This is a genomic window from Parabacteroides sp. ZJ-118 (assembly GCF_011038785.1).
GTDB lineage: Bacteria > Bacteroidota > Bacteroidia > Bacteroidales > Tannerellaceae > Parabacteroides.
The window spans coordinates 1-15085 of the sequence record NZ_JAAKDT010000056.1 but is presented as its reverse complement, the minus strand read 5'-3'; the positions used below and the strand labels follow the sequence as shown (position 1 = coordinate 15085).

Sequence of the window (15085 nt, the reverse complement as noted above, 5' to 3'; positions counted from 1 at the left end):
CCAAAATCGTGCGCGGGTGCACCGATTACAGCAGCATGCTCCCCATGAACATGGGTTTGAGTACTAATAAATACTAAATGTTTAATGAAAACAAAATCAGGGGATAGAAGCTAACAGCCATTGAATCCGTGATTTGCAATTTCGTCCGGCTGTGCTTGGACGCTTACTAGATAACGATGAATGTGTCAGTTTTATAAGTTAAAGTATATAAAATCTTAGTTCATTTGTATGAACTACTTATATTTGTACATACATTGTGTTGAGTTTTTTGTTATAAAACTAAAAAGCGTTTAAACCCTTCGCATAAAAGGGTGTCAAACAAGAAAAGAGAAAAATATTTATTTAACGTAGAGGAGAAACAAATATGAAACCCATGAAATTAACATCTTTAGTGATGATGCTTCTGATTGCGTTTAGCGCTGTGGCTCAGGAGGAGTTCTTTGATGATGTGTATTTCTCTTCCAAAAACAAGAAAAAGAAGGAACAGGTTGAAGAGAAAAAGGTTGTTCAGCCGAAACAAGAGTCTAGAACTCTGGTTGCGACAGCCGAGAGCCAAGCTTCTTCGGACAGCTGGGATGTAGATGAATATAACCGCCGTTATACATCAGTCGAGGTGGAGGAGCCTTATCGTGAGGAAGATTCCGTTGTCTATGAGGATAGTGATGAGAACAAGTCTTTTTCCGAACGTCGTTCGGATACTGAATATACGGAACGCATCATTCGTTATCATTCGCCGAGTAAGATTACGATCGCCGGGGCGGATCAGGTCGATTTGTATCTGAGTGACGGATATTATGCTTACGGCTATGATACGGATTACTCGAACGGTAGTGCGAATGTGAATTTTAATATCAATATCGGCAACGGTTGGTACTCGCCTTGGTACATGGGTTGGTACGATCCCTGGTTCTATAGCTATAGCCCTTGGTGGATTTATTCCCCTCGCTTCTATGGCTCGTCTTGGGGATTCGGCTGGGGCTGGGGAGGCTTTTATGCCGGCTATTATAGTCCGTGGTACGATCCATGGTATGGCCCATCTTGGGGTTGGGGTGGTGGCTATTGGGGTGGCTATTGGGGCTATCACCACCATTACTATCCCGGCTACTACTCGACTCCGAGTAGGCATTATTCAAACGGACGTTCCTCTTATCGAGACAATCGTTCTTATGCGAGAGGCAGAAGTTCCGGTTATACGAGCGGGCGAAGCGGTTCCTCTTCTTCCTTGAGGAATTCTGGCTCGACTACAAGACCGTCATCTTCAAGCTCTTTGAGTAATGGGCGTGCGGGATCTACTCGTAGGGAATCTGCCATCTCCTCCGGTGCGGGACGTCGCTCCTCTTCTTCTGTTAGAAATTCGACAACGACAAGAAGTAGCTCGGGGATAAGTAATAGCTCGGCGAGAACAAGGATTTCTAGAAGTAGTTCTGGAGCCGCATCTTCTTCCGGACGTCAATATTCAGCTCCGGTAACACGCTCTTCTTCCAGAGGCAGTAGCGATTTTTCAAATAGTCGTTCTTCTTCCAGCCAATTTAGAAGTTCCTCTCCCTCCCGTAGTAGTTCGGTAGGCTCTTCGTCCGGTAGCTTTGGTGGAGGGCGTTCCAGTGGAGGCTCTGTTGGCGGTGGAGGTGGCCGTGCCGGTGGTGGTCGCAGGTAAAAGTGTTAGGTTGATAAAATTAGAGATACGATGAAAAGGATAGGAATTATAATGTCGGTGCTTGCCTTGTGTGGGGGCACCGCTTTTTCACAGTCACAGTTGGATGCCTTCAAGTATTCCCGGACGGATTTGAATGGTACGGCCCGTTATTTAGGAATGGGTGGCGCTTTTGGTGCGCTAGGTGGTGATATTTCCGCTATGAGTACAAACCCTGCAGGTTTGGCGATTTACAAAAGTTCGGAGGTGGTTACGACATTGAGTTTGTCTTCGACCTCCGTGAAGACCGATTGGCTTGGTTCGAAGGTGGATAACAGCCGTACGAAGGTGAGTTTCGATAATATCGCTTACGTAGGATATTTCCCGACAGCGAATGATGAGGGCATTGTGAGCTGGAACGTTGGTTTCTCTTATAATCGCTTGAAGAATTATAGCCGAAACTATACGATGGCTACAGGGGGGGATTTGAATACTTCTCTTTCTGATTATGTGGCCATGCGTGCGGCAGGAATGCCTAGCGGACTATTAGGAGAGGGTAAAGACTATAATCCTTATAATAACCAAGACTTAGGTGACTGGCTGTCTATTCTAGGATACAATGCTGGTTATATGGATTCATATAATGATAATGATAAAGAGTATTATAGTGCGTTCGGAGATAATGACGCGGAAGGTCAATGGAGTCCATATTTATTGCAAGGAGGTCAACTAAAAGTTTCAGAGCGAGGTTCCGTGGATCAATACGACTTGGCTTTCGGTATAAATATATCGGAACTTGTGATGCTTGGCGCTACAGTCGCGATTACGGATTTGAACTATCGATATCAGTCATCGTATGATGAGGAATTCACGAACGGCAATAATTTATACCTAGATAATTACTTGGATACGGATGGTGCCGGGTATTCGTTTAATGTGGGTGCTATCGTTCGTCCTGCTGACTTTCTTCGCCTGGGTGTGGCTTATAATTCACCTACGTGGTATAAGATGACGGATCGTTATTATGGTGAGGCCGGTTCTTATCTAACTTTTATGGATACAGGGGAGATGACGGAGCGTAAACTGGATGCCGCTACTCCTGATAATGCTTATTATGACTATGAATTCCGTTCACCGGATAAATGGATCTTTAGTGCCGCCGCTATCTTGGGTACAACTGCTTTGATAAGCGTTGATTATGAGTTGATGAATTATAAGAATATGCGTATGTATCAAACGGATGGTAGCAGTAATGTGTATACCAACCAAGATATAACGGATAATTTCAAGTCAATGAATACGATCCGTGTAGGTGCAGAAGTAAAGGTTACTCCTCAATTCGCCGTAAGAGCAGGTGCCGCTTACAGCGATAGTCCGATCAAGGATAAGTTGAAGAATGGAGAGAGAGAGGTTTTTACGGTAGGTACGATTCCTAATTATACGATCGATAAAGGGGTCATGAGTTATACGGTAGGTCTCGGTTATCGCTTCACCCCGAACTTTTATACGGACTTGGCCTGTGTATTCCGTACGCATAAGGAAGATGTTTACACGTTCTCTAATATGTTTGCGGGAGATGATCCGGAACCATTCCTCGAAGCTCAACCCGCCACGATGAAAACAAACACGACTCGTGTAGTTTTGACCGTAGGGTATAAGTTCTAATATGCAGATATTTTAGATCAGTAAAGTCCCCTGTTCGTACGTTAAAGGTGCGGGCAGGGGACATTCTTTTTATAATTTGAAATGAAATGTTTGTTGGTTTAAAATATTTTTTGTTCTTTTGCTTCCGTAAATAACATTGTATAACGATTAAACCCCATCGCCTATAGCATAAACATTACTCGAATAAACTAAAAATGTGAAGGTAATGAAGACTTTAAAAATGATGACCGATGAGGAGTTGGTTGTCCTTTATGCAGAAGGTAATAATGCCGCTTTCGATATTTTATTAAATCGATACAAGAGTAGCATTCATACTTACATTTATTTCATAGTACGTAACAAAGAGCTTACGGAGGATATCTTTCAGGAGACCTTCGTGAAGGTTATCATGACTATAAAACAAGGTCGCTATACCGAGAACGGCAAGTTTAAGGCATGGATCACTCGTATTGCCCATAACTTGATTATCGATAATTTCCGTCAGGAACGTAGCGAAAACACGGTCTCGAATGATGAGGTAGAAATCGACTTGTTTAATAACATCAAGCTTTGCGATGGTACGATAGAGGATCACATCGTGCGCCGTCAAGTATTGGCTGACGTGAGGAAATTGGTAAAGCATTTGCCGGATAGCCAGCGTGAGGTTTTGGAGATGCGTTACTATCAGGATCTTAGTTTCAAGGAGATCGCCAATATCACGGGAGTTAGCATTAATACGGCCTTGGGGCGTATGCGTTACGCGATCTTGAATATGCGTCGTATGGCCGATGAGAACCGTATCGAGTTATCTATGGTGTAAAATAATTTTCTTTCCGTGCAATAAGTCTTAGGTCCCTACGTTTTATTAGCAAACGAGATAAAAACAAAGGTGCCTATGAGGAAGTTTTCTACGCGATGCATGGATGATTTGGAGAAAAAGATGAAAAGTGCCCCGGAGGTAAAAAGTTTGCCTCGGAAGCAAACGATAGATTTCTTGAAGCAGTTTGCGAGGGCTTATCAAGCGGAACCGGCTGTATGTCCGGAGTTCTGCGGGTATGTGTTGAACTAAGAATTACGGAAAGAGAATCTATATTATTGGGTTCTCTTTCTTTTTTTGTGTATTTTTGTAAAAACAAAAGACAAGATTATGAAGCATTTGATAGCGCCTTCTCTGCTTTCCGCTGATTTCCTGGATTTGCGGAAGGAGGTGGAGATGATTAATAAAAGTGGTGCCGATTGGTTGCACCTGGATATTATGGATGGGGTATTCGTTCCGAATATCTCGTTTGGTTTTCCGGTACTTAATGCGTTAAAGCCTATATGCCAAAAGCCGATGGATGTGCACTTGATGATCGTGGAGCCCCAGAAGTTTATCCCTGAAGTGGCGGCTACGGGAGCTTATATGATGAACGTGCATTATGAGGCATGTACCCATTTACATCGGACGGTAGCGGCGATAAAAGAAACGGGCATGAAGGCGGGTGTCACTTTGAATCCGCATGCGCCGATCTGTTTGTTAGAAGATATTATCCAAGATGTGGACATGGTCCTATTGATGTCCGTGAATCCGGGATTTGCTGGTCAACGTTTCATTGAGCATTCCGTAGATAAGGTGGTCCGTTTACGGGAAATGATAGACCGGAAGGGGCTGAATACATGGATTGAGGTAGATGGAGGGGTGAATTTAGAGACGGGAAAGCGCTTGGTAGACGCAGGTGCCGATGTGTTAGTCGCCGGTAATTTCGTGTTCAAATCTCCAGATCCGATGCAAACGATCAAAGACTTGAAAGCTTTGTAAAAGAAATTAATACATCACCAAAACCGACCTGTTATGATTGAGGAAATACAAAAGCGGCCTTTTGTACGACCGCTTTTTTTATGGATAACCGGAATTTTATGCTATGCGTTTTTACCAACCTCTTTGCTTCTATATGTTTTAGGGGTTTTATTTGCTTTGGTTTTTCTTTTTCTGGGGCTATCGTGGGGGCGAGAGCCTGCTGAGTTGCGATACGATTTCCGTTGGATATGGGGAGCTATAGTCTCTGTTTTGATTGTATGTTTGGCGGTTGAAGTCTGTTTGTATAGTGACCGGCGTATAACGTTTGTAAATGAGCCTGCCTCTTCTTTAGATTTATGGGCTACCAAGGCTCAATCTTCTTTGGTAAATACATTTGATCGTTTGCGTTTGTCTGATGAGGAGAAATCTATTTTGGCAACATTGACATTAGGATATAAGAAAGCGATGAGCCGGGACACGAAAAGGCGCTTCTCTTTGGCGGGTGTGTCTCATATATTAGCGGTGAGCGGTTTTCATGTTGCCGTGATTTGTGGATTCTTATCTTTCTTTTGCTCGTTTATGCCCAGATGGGGGATAGGACGTTGGGTCCGTTATCTCATTCTGGTGGGAAGTCTTTGGGGGTTTGTCTTTATCACGGGATTAGCGCCATCGGCGGTACGGGCCGCCTTGATGCTATCTTTGTATTTAACAGGAAGGGCGCTTAGGCGTATTACGGATGGATATAATACATGGGCCGCCGCCGCTTTCTGTATGCTGGCCTATAATCCGTATTATCTGTTTGATGTCGGTTTTCAGTTAAGCTATTTGGCTGTGTTTTTCATTTTATTCCTAGTGCCTCGTTTCAAGGAATGGATAGTGGTGAGAAATCCTTTGTTGGCCATGCCTTGGGAATGGATTACAGTGTCTGTAGCTGCGCAGATAGGGACTGCTTTGCTCTGTTTTTATTATTTCGGACAATTTTCGACAGTCTTCTTGTTTACGAATCTGCCGGTCACTCTCTTGACTATGTTTTTGATTCCTTTTACCTTTTTGTGGTTAGGCTATCCGGTGGATTTCTATGGATATGACTGGATACAGAAGATCGTGGAAGGGCTGGTTCATGGCATGGTAAGGGTCGTGGACGTGTTTAGCGCGCTGCCTTATGCGACGATTACGGGGCATTTTAGCCTCTTTGAGACGCTAGGAGGTTATGGTTTTCTTGTTTTATGCTTGATATATATGAAGATACGGGAGCCCAAAGTTTTGTTGACCGCCTTAACCCTTTTGTTGGTCATATCTGTAAAGATCCTTATTGAACGTTTTTGATAGCCGGAAACTAAAAAAGTCGTACCTTTGGGGTGAAAACAAAGAGATTATATGATCACTAAAATCATTCAAGAAGAGACGATTCAGAAAGCCAAAAGATACGTAGAGAAGGGCGAGCGTTTTGTTATTGTGACGCATGTCTCGCCAGATGGCGACGCATTAGGTTCATCCCTTGGTTTATATCATTTTCTATCCGCTTACGGCAAGGATGATGTGGCGGTGGTGGTACCGAATGCGTTTCCCTCTTTTTATGGATGGATGCCGGGCGCTAAGGATGTCGTGGTCCATGAGAAATATAAGGATTTCGCCGAGAAATTGATCAAGGAAGCGGATGTTATTTTCTGCCTCGATTTCAATGAACCCAAACGTATCGAGAAACTGGCTCCGGCGGTGATCGCCTCGGAAGGCCGCAAAGTGATGATCGACCATCATCTGAGCCCCGCTGATTTTTGCTGTGTGACGATGTCGTATCCGGAGATGTCTTCTACCAGTGAGATGATCTTCCGTTTTATCTGTCGTATGGGAATGTTTGATTTATTGAACCGGGATGCCGCCGTTTGTATCTATACGGGTATGATGACGGATACGGGATCATTTACCTATAATTCGAATAAACCGGAGATTTACGCGATTGTCAGCGAATTGATCAAGAAGGGGATTGATAAGGATTTGATCTATCGTAATGTGAATCAGGTCTATTCCGAGTGCCGTTTACGTATGATGGGATATGTGTTGTATGAGAAGATGCGGGTCTATCCGGAACAACAGGCGGCTCTTATCACGTTATCGAAAGAGGAGCTGGATCGTTTTCAGTATCGAACAGGAGATACTGAAGGCTTCGTGAACTTGCCGTTAAGCATAGAGAACGTAAGCTTTAGTGTTTTTATTCGTGAGGACAGCGATTATATAAAGATCTCACTCCGCTCGGTGGGAGATTTCCCTTGTAACCAATTTGCTTCTACTTATTTCAACGGGGGTGGACATAAAAACGCGTCCGGAGGTGAGTTCTATGGCTCTTTGTCTGAGGCCGTAGCCATGTTTGAGAAAGGTTTACAGGAATTTGATCCTAATAAATCAGAAGATTTAGGCAAACACGCGTAAGGTTTGACGAAGATTATTTACATTTGCGATTCATTCAATTAAAGACTAACAAATGAAGAAAGATTTTAATATCCTGTTGATTCTGTGTGCTGCGTTGGTTACTATTTCTTGTAGCAAGACAAAGTCGTACACGGATATGTTGAAAGATGAGAAAAAGGCGATCGAGCGTTTGATCGATGAGAATGATTTTGAGATTTTGAAAGATTTTCCGGAAGACAGTGTGTTTAAGGAGAACCAATTTGTTGAATTGGAAAATGGAGTGTACTTGAATATCATAGATAAAGGTACAAATCAAAGGGCTAAATATGGAACGAAAATGTTATATCGTTGTGTAGTTAGTTATCCTATGGATTCGGCTTATATTTGGAGTACGGCTTATTGTTTATGGTCTATTGATAATACGATCAGACCTAACTATGGTCCACATAGTAATGGTACAGATCCTTATCCTTTCACTTATGGAGATTATGCTAGTTCGGCAAGCATGGAAAAGCAGTATTTGATAAGTGAAGGCTTGCAAGAGCCTTTGAAGTATGTGGGAGATAAAGCCAAAGTGAAATTGATAGTTCCTTTTAAAAGAGGTACATATGTAGATCAGGGTAAAGGACAGCCTGTATATTATGAAATTCTAGAATATATATTTGAAGAAAACTTATGACACTAATTAAATCTATTTCCGGTATTCGCGGTACGATAGGCGGTAGCCCGGAAGACGGATTGAATCCGTTAGCTATTGTTAAGTTTGTGGCCGCTTATGCCACATTCATCCGCAAAAACACAAAAGTGGAGACCAATAAGATCGTTGTAGGGCGTGACGCACGCATCTCCGGTCCGATGGTAAAGCAGGTCGTCCTAGGAACGCTTACCGGTATGGGATTCGATGTGGTGGATATTGATCTGGCTACGACTCCGACTACCGAGTTGTCCGTAGCTATGGAAGGGGCTTGCGGAGGTATTATCCTTACCGCCAGTCATAACCCGAGGCAATGGAATGCCTTGAAGCTTTTGAACGAGAAAGGTGAATTCCTGAATGCCGCTGAGGGGGCTGAGGTATTACGCATCGCCGCCTCCGAAGACTTCGAGTTCGCCGACGTGGATCATCTGGGCAAGGTAATCCCGAATGCGACTTATAAGCAAAAACATATCGAGAGTGTCTTGAATCTGGATCTCGTGGACGTGGAGGCTATCAAGGCCGCCAACTTCCGTGTAGCTATCGATTGCGTGAACTCCGTGGGGGGCATCGTGGTCCCGGATTTATTATATGCGCTGGGCGTGAAGGAAATCTTCAAGCTGCATTGCGCTCCTCATGGAAACTTCTCTCATAATCCGGAACCTATTCCGGAAAACTTGACGGAGATCTCCGATTTGATGGGACACGCAAAAGCGGATGTCGGCTTCGTGGTAGATCCGGACGTAGACCGTTTGGCGATTATCTGTGAGAATGGCGAGATGTTCAACGAGGAATACACCTTGGTCGCTGTCAGTGATTACGTATTAAGCCATACGCCGGGTAATACAGTAAGTAACCTGAGCTCAAGCCGTGCGCTTCGCGATGTTACCCGTGCTCATGGCTGCGAATATAATGCCGCCGCTGTAGGCGAGGTGAATGTGGTTGCCAAGATGAAGGCTACGAATGCCGTGATCGGTGGTGAGGGCAACGGTGGAGTGATCTATCCCGCTAGCCATTACGGACGCGACGCTTTGGTAGGTATCGCTTTGTTTTTGACTCATCTAGCAAAGAAGAAGATGAAGACGAGCGAGTTGAAGGCTTCTTATCCTCCGTGTTTCATCTCCAAGCAAAAAGTGCAGTTAACGCCGGAGATTGATGTGGACGCTATCTTAGCGAAAGTAAAAGAGAAGTTCTCTCCATACGATATTACGGATGTCGACGGCGTGAAGATTGATTTCCCGGATAAATGGGTGCATTTGCGTAAGAGTAATACGGAACCGATCATCCGTATCTACTCGGAGGCTCCTACGATGGAGGAGGCTGAGGAATTGGGCGGCCGGTTGATACAGGTCATCAACGAGATGTGTAAATAAGCTTTTTCTGCGGACCACTCCGTGGGCTTTACAGACCATGATGTGGTCTGTAAAGATCATGCCATGATCTGTACGGTTCACGGCGTGATCTGTAGGATGGAACAATGTTCTATAAAGAATGGACAGGCTCTTGAATAATAATTTTATCTGGTGTGAGCGTTTTATTTACAGGAAAATGGCTGTGAATTCTTTCTCGAAATTAGGCGTGAATACGCCTTCTCCTAGATTCTCCTTGATTGTTTTGATCGGCCAGAAACGTCCTCCGGCCAGTTCCTCAGGATCAAGGGTGATGGGGCCATCATAAGTGGTTCGGAAAGTGTTTACCAATTCCTTCTCTATAGAAGACTCGAATAGATAACGTTTGATGAAGACAGGCGTGAAATCAGTAATGCCCAATTCTTCACGAGCCTCACGGCGCAGGGCCTCCTCCACGCTTTCTCCATAATCAATATGTCCACCTACGGCCGTGTCCCATTTACCCGGTTGTATGTCCTTGTTCATGGAACGTTTTTGGAGATAGAGATCTCCATCCTTATTAAAGATATGTAAATGGATTACGGGATGTAGCAACTTACTTCCGCTATGACATTCCTTGCGAGTAGCTTTCCCGATCGTTCTACCCTCCTCGTTTACCAAAGGAAACCATTCTGTTCTCATATCAAGACTTTAATTTACTGATAACCGCACCTAACTCCTCATCCGTTAAATGATTTCCATACGTGGCGTAATCCAAGCGGAATGTACATCCGTTCTTGTATTCGGAGCAGCCATAAGCGGTTTTGCCCCGGAGGATAGCACCTTGGTGACAGAGGGGGCAAACGGGCTTATCCGTTGATGGAAGCTCCAATTCAGGAGCAGTCTCCGTTTTCTCTTTCTGGGCGCGAGGCTTGCGGGGTTTCTTCTCCTTTTTCTCCTTGGGTTTGTCCTTGGGAGCTTCTTCTTTAGTTGCTTTAGACGTATCCTCGATCGTGATCGTTCGTCGGGTCGGGTCGGAAAGGACGTTGATGACGACCTCGTTTACCATCTGCTTCAACTCATCCAGGAAAGTACGGGCATCATAAGTCCCCCGCTCGATCTGGCGAAGCTTCTTCTCCCAAAGACCCGTCAGCTCCGCACTTTTCAGTAGTTCCTCATGGATCGTTCCGATCAATTCCGCGCCGGTAGCGGTGGGATAAAGATTCTTGCGCTCCTTCCGTATATAATTCCGCTTGAACAAGGTCTCGATGATCGCCGCACGGGTAGAGGGGCGGCCGATACCATTCTCCTTCAGGGCATCCCGCAGCTCGTCATTATCCACCAATTTACCGGCGGTTTCCATCGCTCGCAATAAAGTAGCTTCCGTATAGGGCTGGGGGGGACGGGTCCAAGTCTCTTTCAAGATCGGTTTATGCGGGCCGCTTTCTCCTTTCGCGAAATCGGGCAATACGCTCTCCTCCTCGGTCGGTTCAGCCTCCGAGCCTTTCGGCTCGGCTCCGAATACGACACGCCAACCCGGTTCGAGGATTTGCTTTCCGATCGCCTTGAATTCCACCTTGTCCGCTTGACCCCAGGCCGTAGTGGTCGATATCTCGCAATCCGGATAGAAAGCGGCGATAAAACGACGGGCTACCAAGTCGTACACCTTCTGTTCTGTATCCGTAAGGTTGCGGGCGGGGACTCCGGTCGGGATGATTGCGTGGTGATCGGTAACCTTCGAGTTATCGAACACCCTCTTGCTCTTCGGCAGTTTTTGACGCGTCAAAGGGGCGGTAAGCTCCGTATAATTGACCAGCCCTTTCAAGGTGTTGGGGACTTTCGGATAGATATCCTCGCTAAGGAAAGTCGTGTCTACACGCGGGTAGGTGGTCACCTTCTTCTCATAGAGTGATTGGATCAGCTTCAGCGTATCGTCCGCCGTAAACGCGAATTTCTTGTTGCATTCCACCTGCAACGAGGTCAGGTCGAACAGGCGAGGGGCGAATTCCTTCCCTCGCTTCTCGGTGATACGGGTGATCGTAAAATCCTGTTCCTTTACCTTCTCCAGGAAGGCCTCGCCCTCCTCTTTCTGCGCGAACTTGCCTTTCGTAGCGGAGAAAGTCGTATTTCGGTAAACGGTCTTTAATTCCCAATAGGGTTCCGGCTTGAAATGGTCGATCTCGGCCTGCCGGTTTACGATCAGGGCGAGCGTCGGGGTTTGCACGCGTCCGATCGATAATACCTGCCGGTTCTGCCCGTAGCGCAAGGTGTAAAGGCGGGTGGCGTTCATCCCCAGCAACCAGTCGCCGATGGCGCGGGATAACCCGGCCTCATAGAGCCTGTTGAATTCCTCCTGTTCTTTTAGTTTTTGGAAACCTTCCCGGATCGTCTCTTCCGTAAGCGAGGAGATCCAAAGGCGGTAGACGGGGCATTTACAACCCGCCTTTTGCATGACCCAGCGTTGGATCAGCTCTCCCTCCTGGCCGGCATCGCCGCAGTTGATGACCATCTCGGCATGCCGCATCAGGCTCTCGATTACCTTGAATTGTCGCTCGTACGTAGGATTCTCGATGAGTTTGATACCGAACCGGGGCGGGATCATCGGTAGCGAACTCAGACTCCAGCGTTTCCAGCTCTCTGCGTACTCATGTGGTTCTTTCAGGGTACACAAATGCCCGAATGTCCAGGTTACCTGGTATCCGTTTCCTTCGATATACCCATTCATTTGTTGGGTCGCCCCCAATACTTCCGCGATTTCCCGGGCCACACTCGGCTTTTCGGCGATACATACTTTCATCAATACATCATACTTTCTTAAATGAACAGACAAAAGTACGGGATTATTTCCGAATGAGCAAAGAAGCCGGATTTTGTCAACAAGGAGTATGGCATGAATTTCTGTCGCTTGATAAACCACCACCGTCTGACGACTCTTGACCGCTTGCGGGTATCTCCCGCAAATGTCGGCAAGACGAATATAGAACTTCCCGCGGACTTTACAAAGGAATCTTATCTATACGACGTTGGTGGCGACCCCCCTCAAAAGGTGTATCCAAGAATATTTCAACGATTCTCCTAGCCTCCTCCTTGCTGATAAAACGACCGGGCATTGATAATACGTTCGCGTCGTTATGCTCACGTGCCAGCTTGGCGATATCCTCTCGCCAGCATAAGGCGGCACGGATACCCTGGCGCTTGTTCAAGGTCATGCTAATGCCATTTCCCGTACCGCAAACAGCGATCCCCGGATAAACCTCGCCGGCCTCTAAGGCCTTGCCCATCAGATGGGCGAAATCCGGATAATCGCAACTGTCAGAGGAATAAGTCCCGAAATCTTTATAAGACAATCTCCGTGCGTCGAGGATTGTCTTTATATATTCTTTCAACTCAAAACCAGCGTGATCGCTACACAAACCTACTATACCCATCTTTATGCCAATAATTCTTTTACTTGGTTATAAACATGCTTGGCCGTGAAGCCTAATTTCTCGTCCAATACCTTGTAAGGAGCGGAGAACCCGAAGGACTCAAGTCCCCATATCTTGCCGTTAGAACCCACCAAACCTTCCAAATTAACCGGAAGACCGGCGGTTAGGCCAAAGATCTTGCTTCCTGCGGGAAGAATGGATTCTTGGTATTCTTTGCTTTGTGAACGGAACAACCCTTCGGAAGGCACGGAAACGATACGAACCTTTATACCCTCGGCACGAAGTAAGGCGGCGCCCTCGACCAAAGTCGACACCTCGGAACCGGAGGCTAAAAGAATGACATCCGCGTCAGCGTCTTCGTTGACGATATAGGCACCCTTCTCCGCTTGCGAGGCCTCTTGATAGCGGTTCCCCTTCGCAGGAAGATCCGTGATATTCTGACGGGAAAGAATCAATGCGGTAGGCGTACAAACATTCTCCATCGCCAGTTTCCATGCGACTGTTGTCTCCGCAACGTCTGCCGGACGAAGTACCAACATGGAGTTGCGTCCCTTATGATTCTTCAATTTCTCTAATAAACGGACCTGAGCTTCTTGCTCTACCGGCTCGTGTGTGGGCCCGTCTTCTCCGACACGGAAAGCGTCGTGTGTCCAGATGAATTTAACGGGCTGCTCCATCAATGCGGCCATACGTAACGCAGGCTTCATATAATCGGAGAATACGAAGAATGTACCGCAAGCGGCGATCACGCCACCATGTAGAGACATACCGATACAGATACAAGCCATCGAAAGCTCCGCTACACCCGCTTGGAAGAAAGCTCCGCTAAAGTCGCCTTTCGCGAAAGCGTGGGTCTTTTTCAAGAAGCCGTCTGTCTTATCGGAATTGGAGAGATCGGCGGAAGCGACGATCATGTTTTCTACATGGGTAGCAAGCACGCCTAATACGGTAGCGGAAGCGGCACGCGTCGCTTGGTTCGCTTTTTGCTCGATAGCGGCCCAGTCGATTTGAGGAGCCTTCCCGGAGAACCATCGCTCCATCTTGGCGGCTAAGTCCGGGTGAGCTTTCGCCCACGCATCTTTCACAGCGTAACGCTCGGCGATGATTGCTTCCAGTTCTTTCGCACGTTTGGCATATAATTCCGCTACTTCCGGGAAGATCGAGAACGGATGTTCCGGATCGCCGCCCAGGTTCTTGATCGTGCCTGCGATGGAAGCGCCTGCCGCGGATAAAGGTTGTCCGTGAGTAGATACCCTATTCTCGTAACAGCTGTTATCTGCGCCAACAGCGCCTTTGCCCATAACGGTGTTACCAATGATCAAAGTCGGTTTGGAGATCTCGGCCTTAGCCTCTTTCAAAGCCTTACGGATCTCGTTTACGTCGTTACCGTTTATTTGAATGACTTTCCAGCCCCAAGCCTCGTATTTCAGGGCTACATCCTCCGCGTCGACCTCTTCTACCTTGGTCGATAGCTGTACGTTGTTCGCATCGTAGAACATGATCAGGTTGTCCAGTCCTAAAGTCCCGGCGATACGTCCGGCTCCTTGTGAGATCTCTTCTTGGATACCTCCATCGGAAATATATGCGTAAATAGTCTGGCTCATTACTTCCTCACCCAGACGTGCTTTCAAGAATTTAGCCGCGATAGCTGCGCCTACCGCGTAAGTATGTCCTTGCCCCAGCGGGCCGGACGTGTTTTCGATACCCCGCATAACGTCTACTTCGGGATGTCCCGGAGTAACGCTTCCCCATTGGCGGAACTGTTGAAGTTCATCCAATGTAAATTTGCCGCTTAAAGCCAGTACGGAATAAAGCATCGGAGACATATGCCCCGGGTCAAGGAAGAAACGATCGCGCCCTTCCCATTTGGGATTCTTGGGATCGTATACCAAGAACTCTGAGAACAGTACGTTGACAAAGTCTGCACCACCCATAGCGCCACCCGGGTGCCCGGAGTTCGCTTTCTCCACCATCGACGCAGCCAGTATACGGATGTTATCAGCTGCTTTGTTCATTACTTGAATATCGTTCATTTTATCAGATGAATTATTTATCAATAGTTCGTTAATTTTTTGATTCTTGGCAGATATGCTACAAAACACATTAAACCCTTTGATTATCAGTAAAATAGTCGCCTAAAAAGATGGTCAAGTGGCGAATTTTTCGTAACTTTATAGTTGA

General features: G+C 46.4%; 13 protein-coding genes. 9 read left to right on the top strand and 4 right to left on the bottom strand.

Annotated elements, in window-relative coordinates:
- The first annotated feature begins 364 nt into the window (after window positions 1-364).
- From G7Y39_RS12385 to glmM, 9 genes are all read left to right on the top strand, one after another.
- On the top strand, window positions 365-1654 hold the full coding sequence (locus tag G7Y39_RS12385; protein WP_165157763.1) for a hypothetical protein: 1290 nt from the start codon (window positions 365-367) through the stop codon (window positions 1652-1654).
- 30 nt (window positions 1655-1684) lie between these two features.
- The gene (locus G7Y39_RS12380) at window positions 1685-3295 is read left to right on the top strand and encodes an OmpP1/FadL family transporter (protein WP_165157762.1); all 1611 of its coding nucleotides are present in this window, start codon (window positions 1685-1687) and stop codon (window positions 3293-3295) included.
- A gap of 205 nt (window positions 3296-3500) precedes the next feature.
- Complete coding sequence (locus tag G7Y39_RS12375) at window positions 3501-4094, top strand: RNA polymerase sigma factor (RefSeq protein WP_165157761.1); 594 nt, start codon at window positions 3501-3503, stop codon at window positions 4092-4094.
- 75 nt (window positions 4095-4169) lie between these two features.
- Window positions 4170-4343, top strand: coding sequence for a hypothetical protein (locus G7Y39_RS12370; protein ID WP_165157760.1), 174 nt, complete (start codon window positions 4170-4172; stop codon window positions 4341-4343).
- 78 nt (window positions 4344-4421) lie between these two features.
- Window positions 4422-5072 (top strand): ribulose-phosphate 3-epimerase, encoded by a 651-nt coding sequence (gene rpe / locus G7Y39_RS12365; RefSeq protein ID WP_165157759.1) that lies wholly within the window; start codon window positions 4422-4424, stop codon window positions 5070-5072.
- A gap of 360 nt (window positions 5073-5432) precedes the next feature.
- On the top strand, window positions 5433-6377 hold the full coding sequence (locus tag G7Y39_RS12360) for a ComEC/Rec2 family competence protein (protein WP_241160049.1): 945 nt from the start codon (window positions 5433-5435) through the stop codon (window positions 6375-6377).
- A gap of 51 nt (window positions 6378-6428) precedes the next feature.
- Window positions 6429-7478 carry a bifunctional oligoribonuclease/PAP phosphatase NrnA gene (locus tag G7Y39_RS12355; protein WP_165157757.1) on the top strand — a complete coding sequence of 350 codons (1050 nt, stop codon included), beginning with the start codon at window positions 6429-6431 and terminating at the stop codon, window positions 7476-7478.
- 52 nt (window positions 7479-7530) lie between these two features.
- Window positions 7531-8136, top strand: a complete 606-nt coding sequence (locus G7Y39_RS12350) for a DUF4827 family protein (RefSeq protein ID WP_165157756.1) — start codon at window positions 7531-7533, stop codon at window positions 8134-8136.
- Window positions 8133-9521, top strand: a complete 1389-nt coding sequence (gene glmM / locus G7Y39_RS12345) for a phosphoglucosamine mutase (RefSeq protein ID WP_165157755.1) — start codon at window positions 8133-8135, stop codon at window positions 9519-9521. Before G7Y39_RS12350 ends, glmM begins: the two co-directional genes overlap by 4 nt.
- 165 nt (window positions 9522-9686) lie before the next feature.
- Here the strand turns inward: glmM and G7Y39_RS12340 are convergent, their stop codons facing one another.
- The 4 genes from G7Y39_RS12340 to G7Y39_RS12325 all read right to left on the bottom strand — a co-directional run bounded on the left by G7Y39_RS12340 (window position 9687) and on the right by G7Y39_RS12325 (window position 14937).
- Window positions 9687-10178 (bottom strand): NUDIX domain-containing protein, encoded by a 492-nt coding sequence (locus tag G7Y39_RS12340; RefSeq protein WP_165157754.1) that lies wholly within the window; start codon window positions 10176-10178, stop codon window positions 9687-9689.
- 1 nt (window position 10179) lies between these two features.
- The gene (locus G7Y39_RS12335) at window positions 10180-12273 is read right to left on the bottom strand and encodes a DNA topoisomerase 3 (RefSeq protein WP_165157753.1); all 2094 of its coding nucleotides are present in this window, start codon (window positions 12271-12273) and stop codon (window positions 10180-10182) included.
- Window positions 12274-12472: 199 nt separating this feature from the next.
- The gene (gene rpiB, locus G7Y39_RS12330; protein ID WP_165157752.1) at window positions 12473-12904 is read right to left on the bottom strand and encodes a ribose 5-phosphate isomerase B; all 432 of its coding nucleotides are present in this window, start codon (window positions 12902-12904) and stop codon (window positions 12473-12475) included.
- Window positions 12905-12906: 2 nt separating this feature from the next.
- A complete protein-coding gene (locus G7Y39_RS12325; RefSeq protein WP_165157751.1) occupies window positions 12907-14937 on the bottom strand; it encodes a transketolase in 2031 nt (676 codons plus the stop codon).
- Window positions 14938-15085: the final 148 nt, after the last annotated feature.

What these genes read in the sequence shown, in the direction of transcription:
- G7Y39_RS12385 (WP_165157763.1), top strand. Translation starts at nt 365, where the DNA reads ATGAAACCCATGAAATTAACATCTTTAGTGATGATGCTTCTGATTGCG.
- G7Y39_RS12380 (WP_165157762.1), top strand. Translation starts at nt 1,685, where the DNA reads ATGAAAAGGATAGGAATTATAATGTCGGTGCTTGCCTTGTGTGGGGGC.
- G7Y39_RS12375 (WP_165157761.1), top strand. Translation starts at nt 3,501, where the DNA reads ATGAAGACTTTAAAAATGATGACCGATGAGGAGTTGGTTGTCCTTTAT.
- G7Y39_RS12370 (WP_165157760.1), top strand. Translation starts at nt 4,170, where the DNA reads ATGAGGAAGTTTTCTACGCGATGCATGGATGATTTGGAGAAAAAGATG.
- rpe (WP_165157759.1), top strand. Translation starts at nt 4,422, where the DNA reads ATGAAGCATTTGATAGCGCCTTCTCTGCTTTCCGCTGATTTCCTGGAT.
- G7Y39_RS12355 (WP_165157757.1), top strand. Translation starts at nt 6,429, where the DNA reads ATGATCACTAAAATCATTCAAGAAGAGACGATTCAGAAAGCCAAAAGA.
- G7Y39_RS12350 (WP_165157756.1), top strand. Translation starts at nt 7,531, where the DNA reads ATGAAGAAAGATTTTAATATCCTGTTGATTCTGTGTGCTGCGTTGGTT.
- glmM (WP_165157755.1), top strand. Translation starts at nt 8,133, where the DNA reads ATGACACTAATTAAATCTATTTCCGGTATTCGCGGTACGATAGGCGGT.
- G7Y39_RS12340 (WP_165157754.1), bottom strand. Translation starts at nt 10,178, where the DNA reads ATGAGAACAGAATGGTTTCCTTTGGTAAACGAGGAGGGTAGAACGATC.
- G7Y39_RS12335 (WP_165157753.1), bottom strand. Translation starts at nt 12,273, where the DNA reads ATGAAAGTATGTATCGCCGAAAAGCCGAGTGTGGCCCGGGAAATCGCG.
- rpiB (WP_165157752.1), bottom strand. Translation starts at nt 12,904, where the DNA reads ATGGGTATAGTAGGTTTGTGTAGCGATCACGCTGGTTTTGAGTTGAAA.
- G7Y39_RS12325 (WP_165157751.1), bottom strand. Translation starts at nt 14,937, where the DNA reads ATGAACGATATTCAAGTAATGAACAAAGCAGCTGATAACATCCGTATA.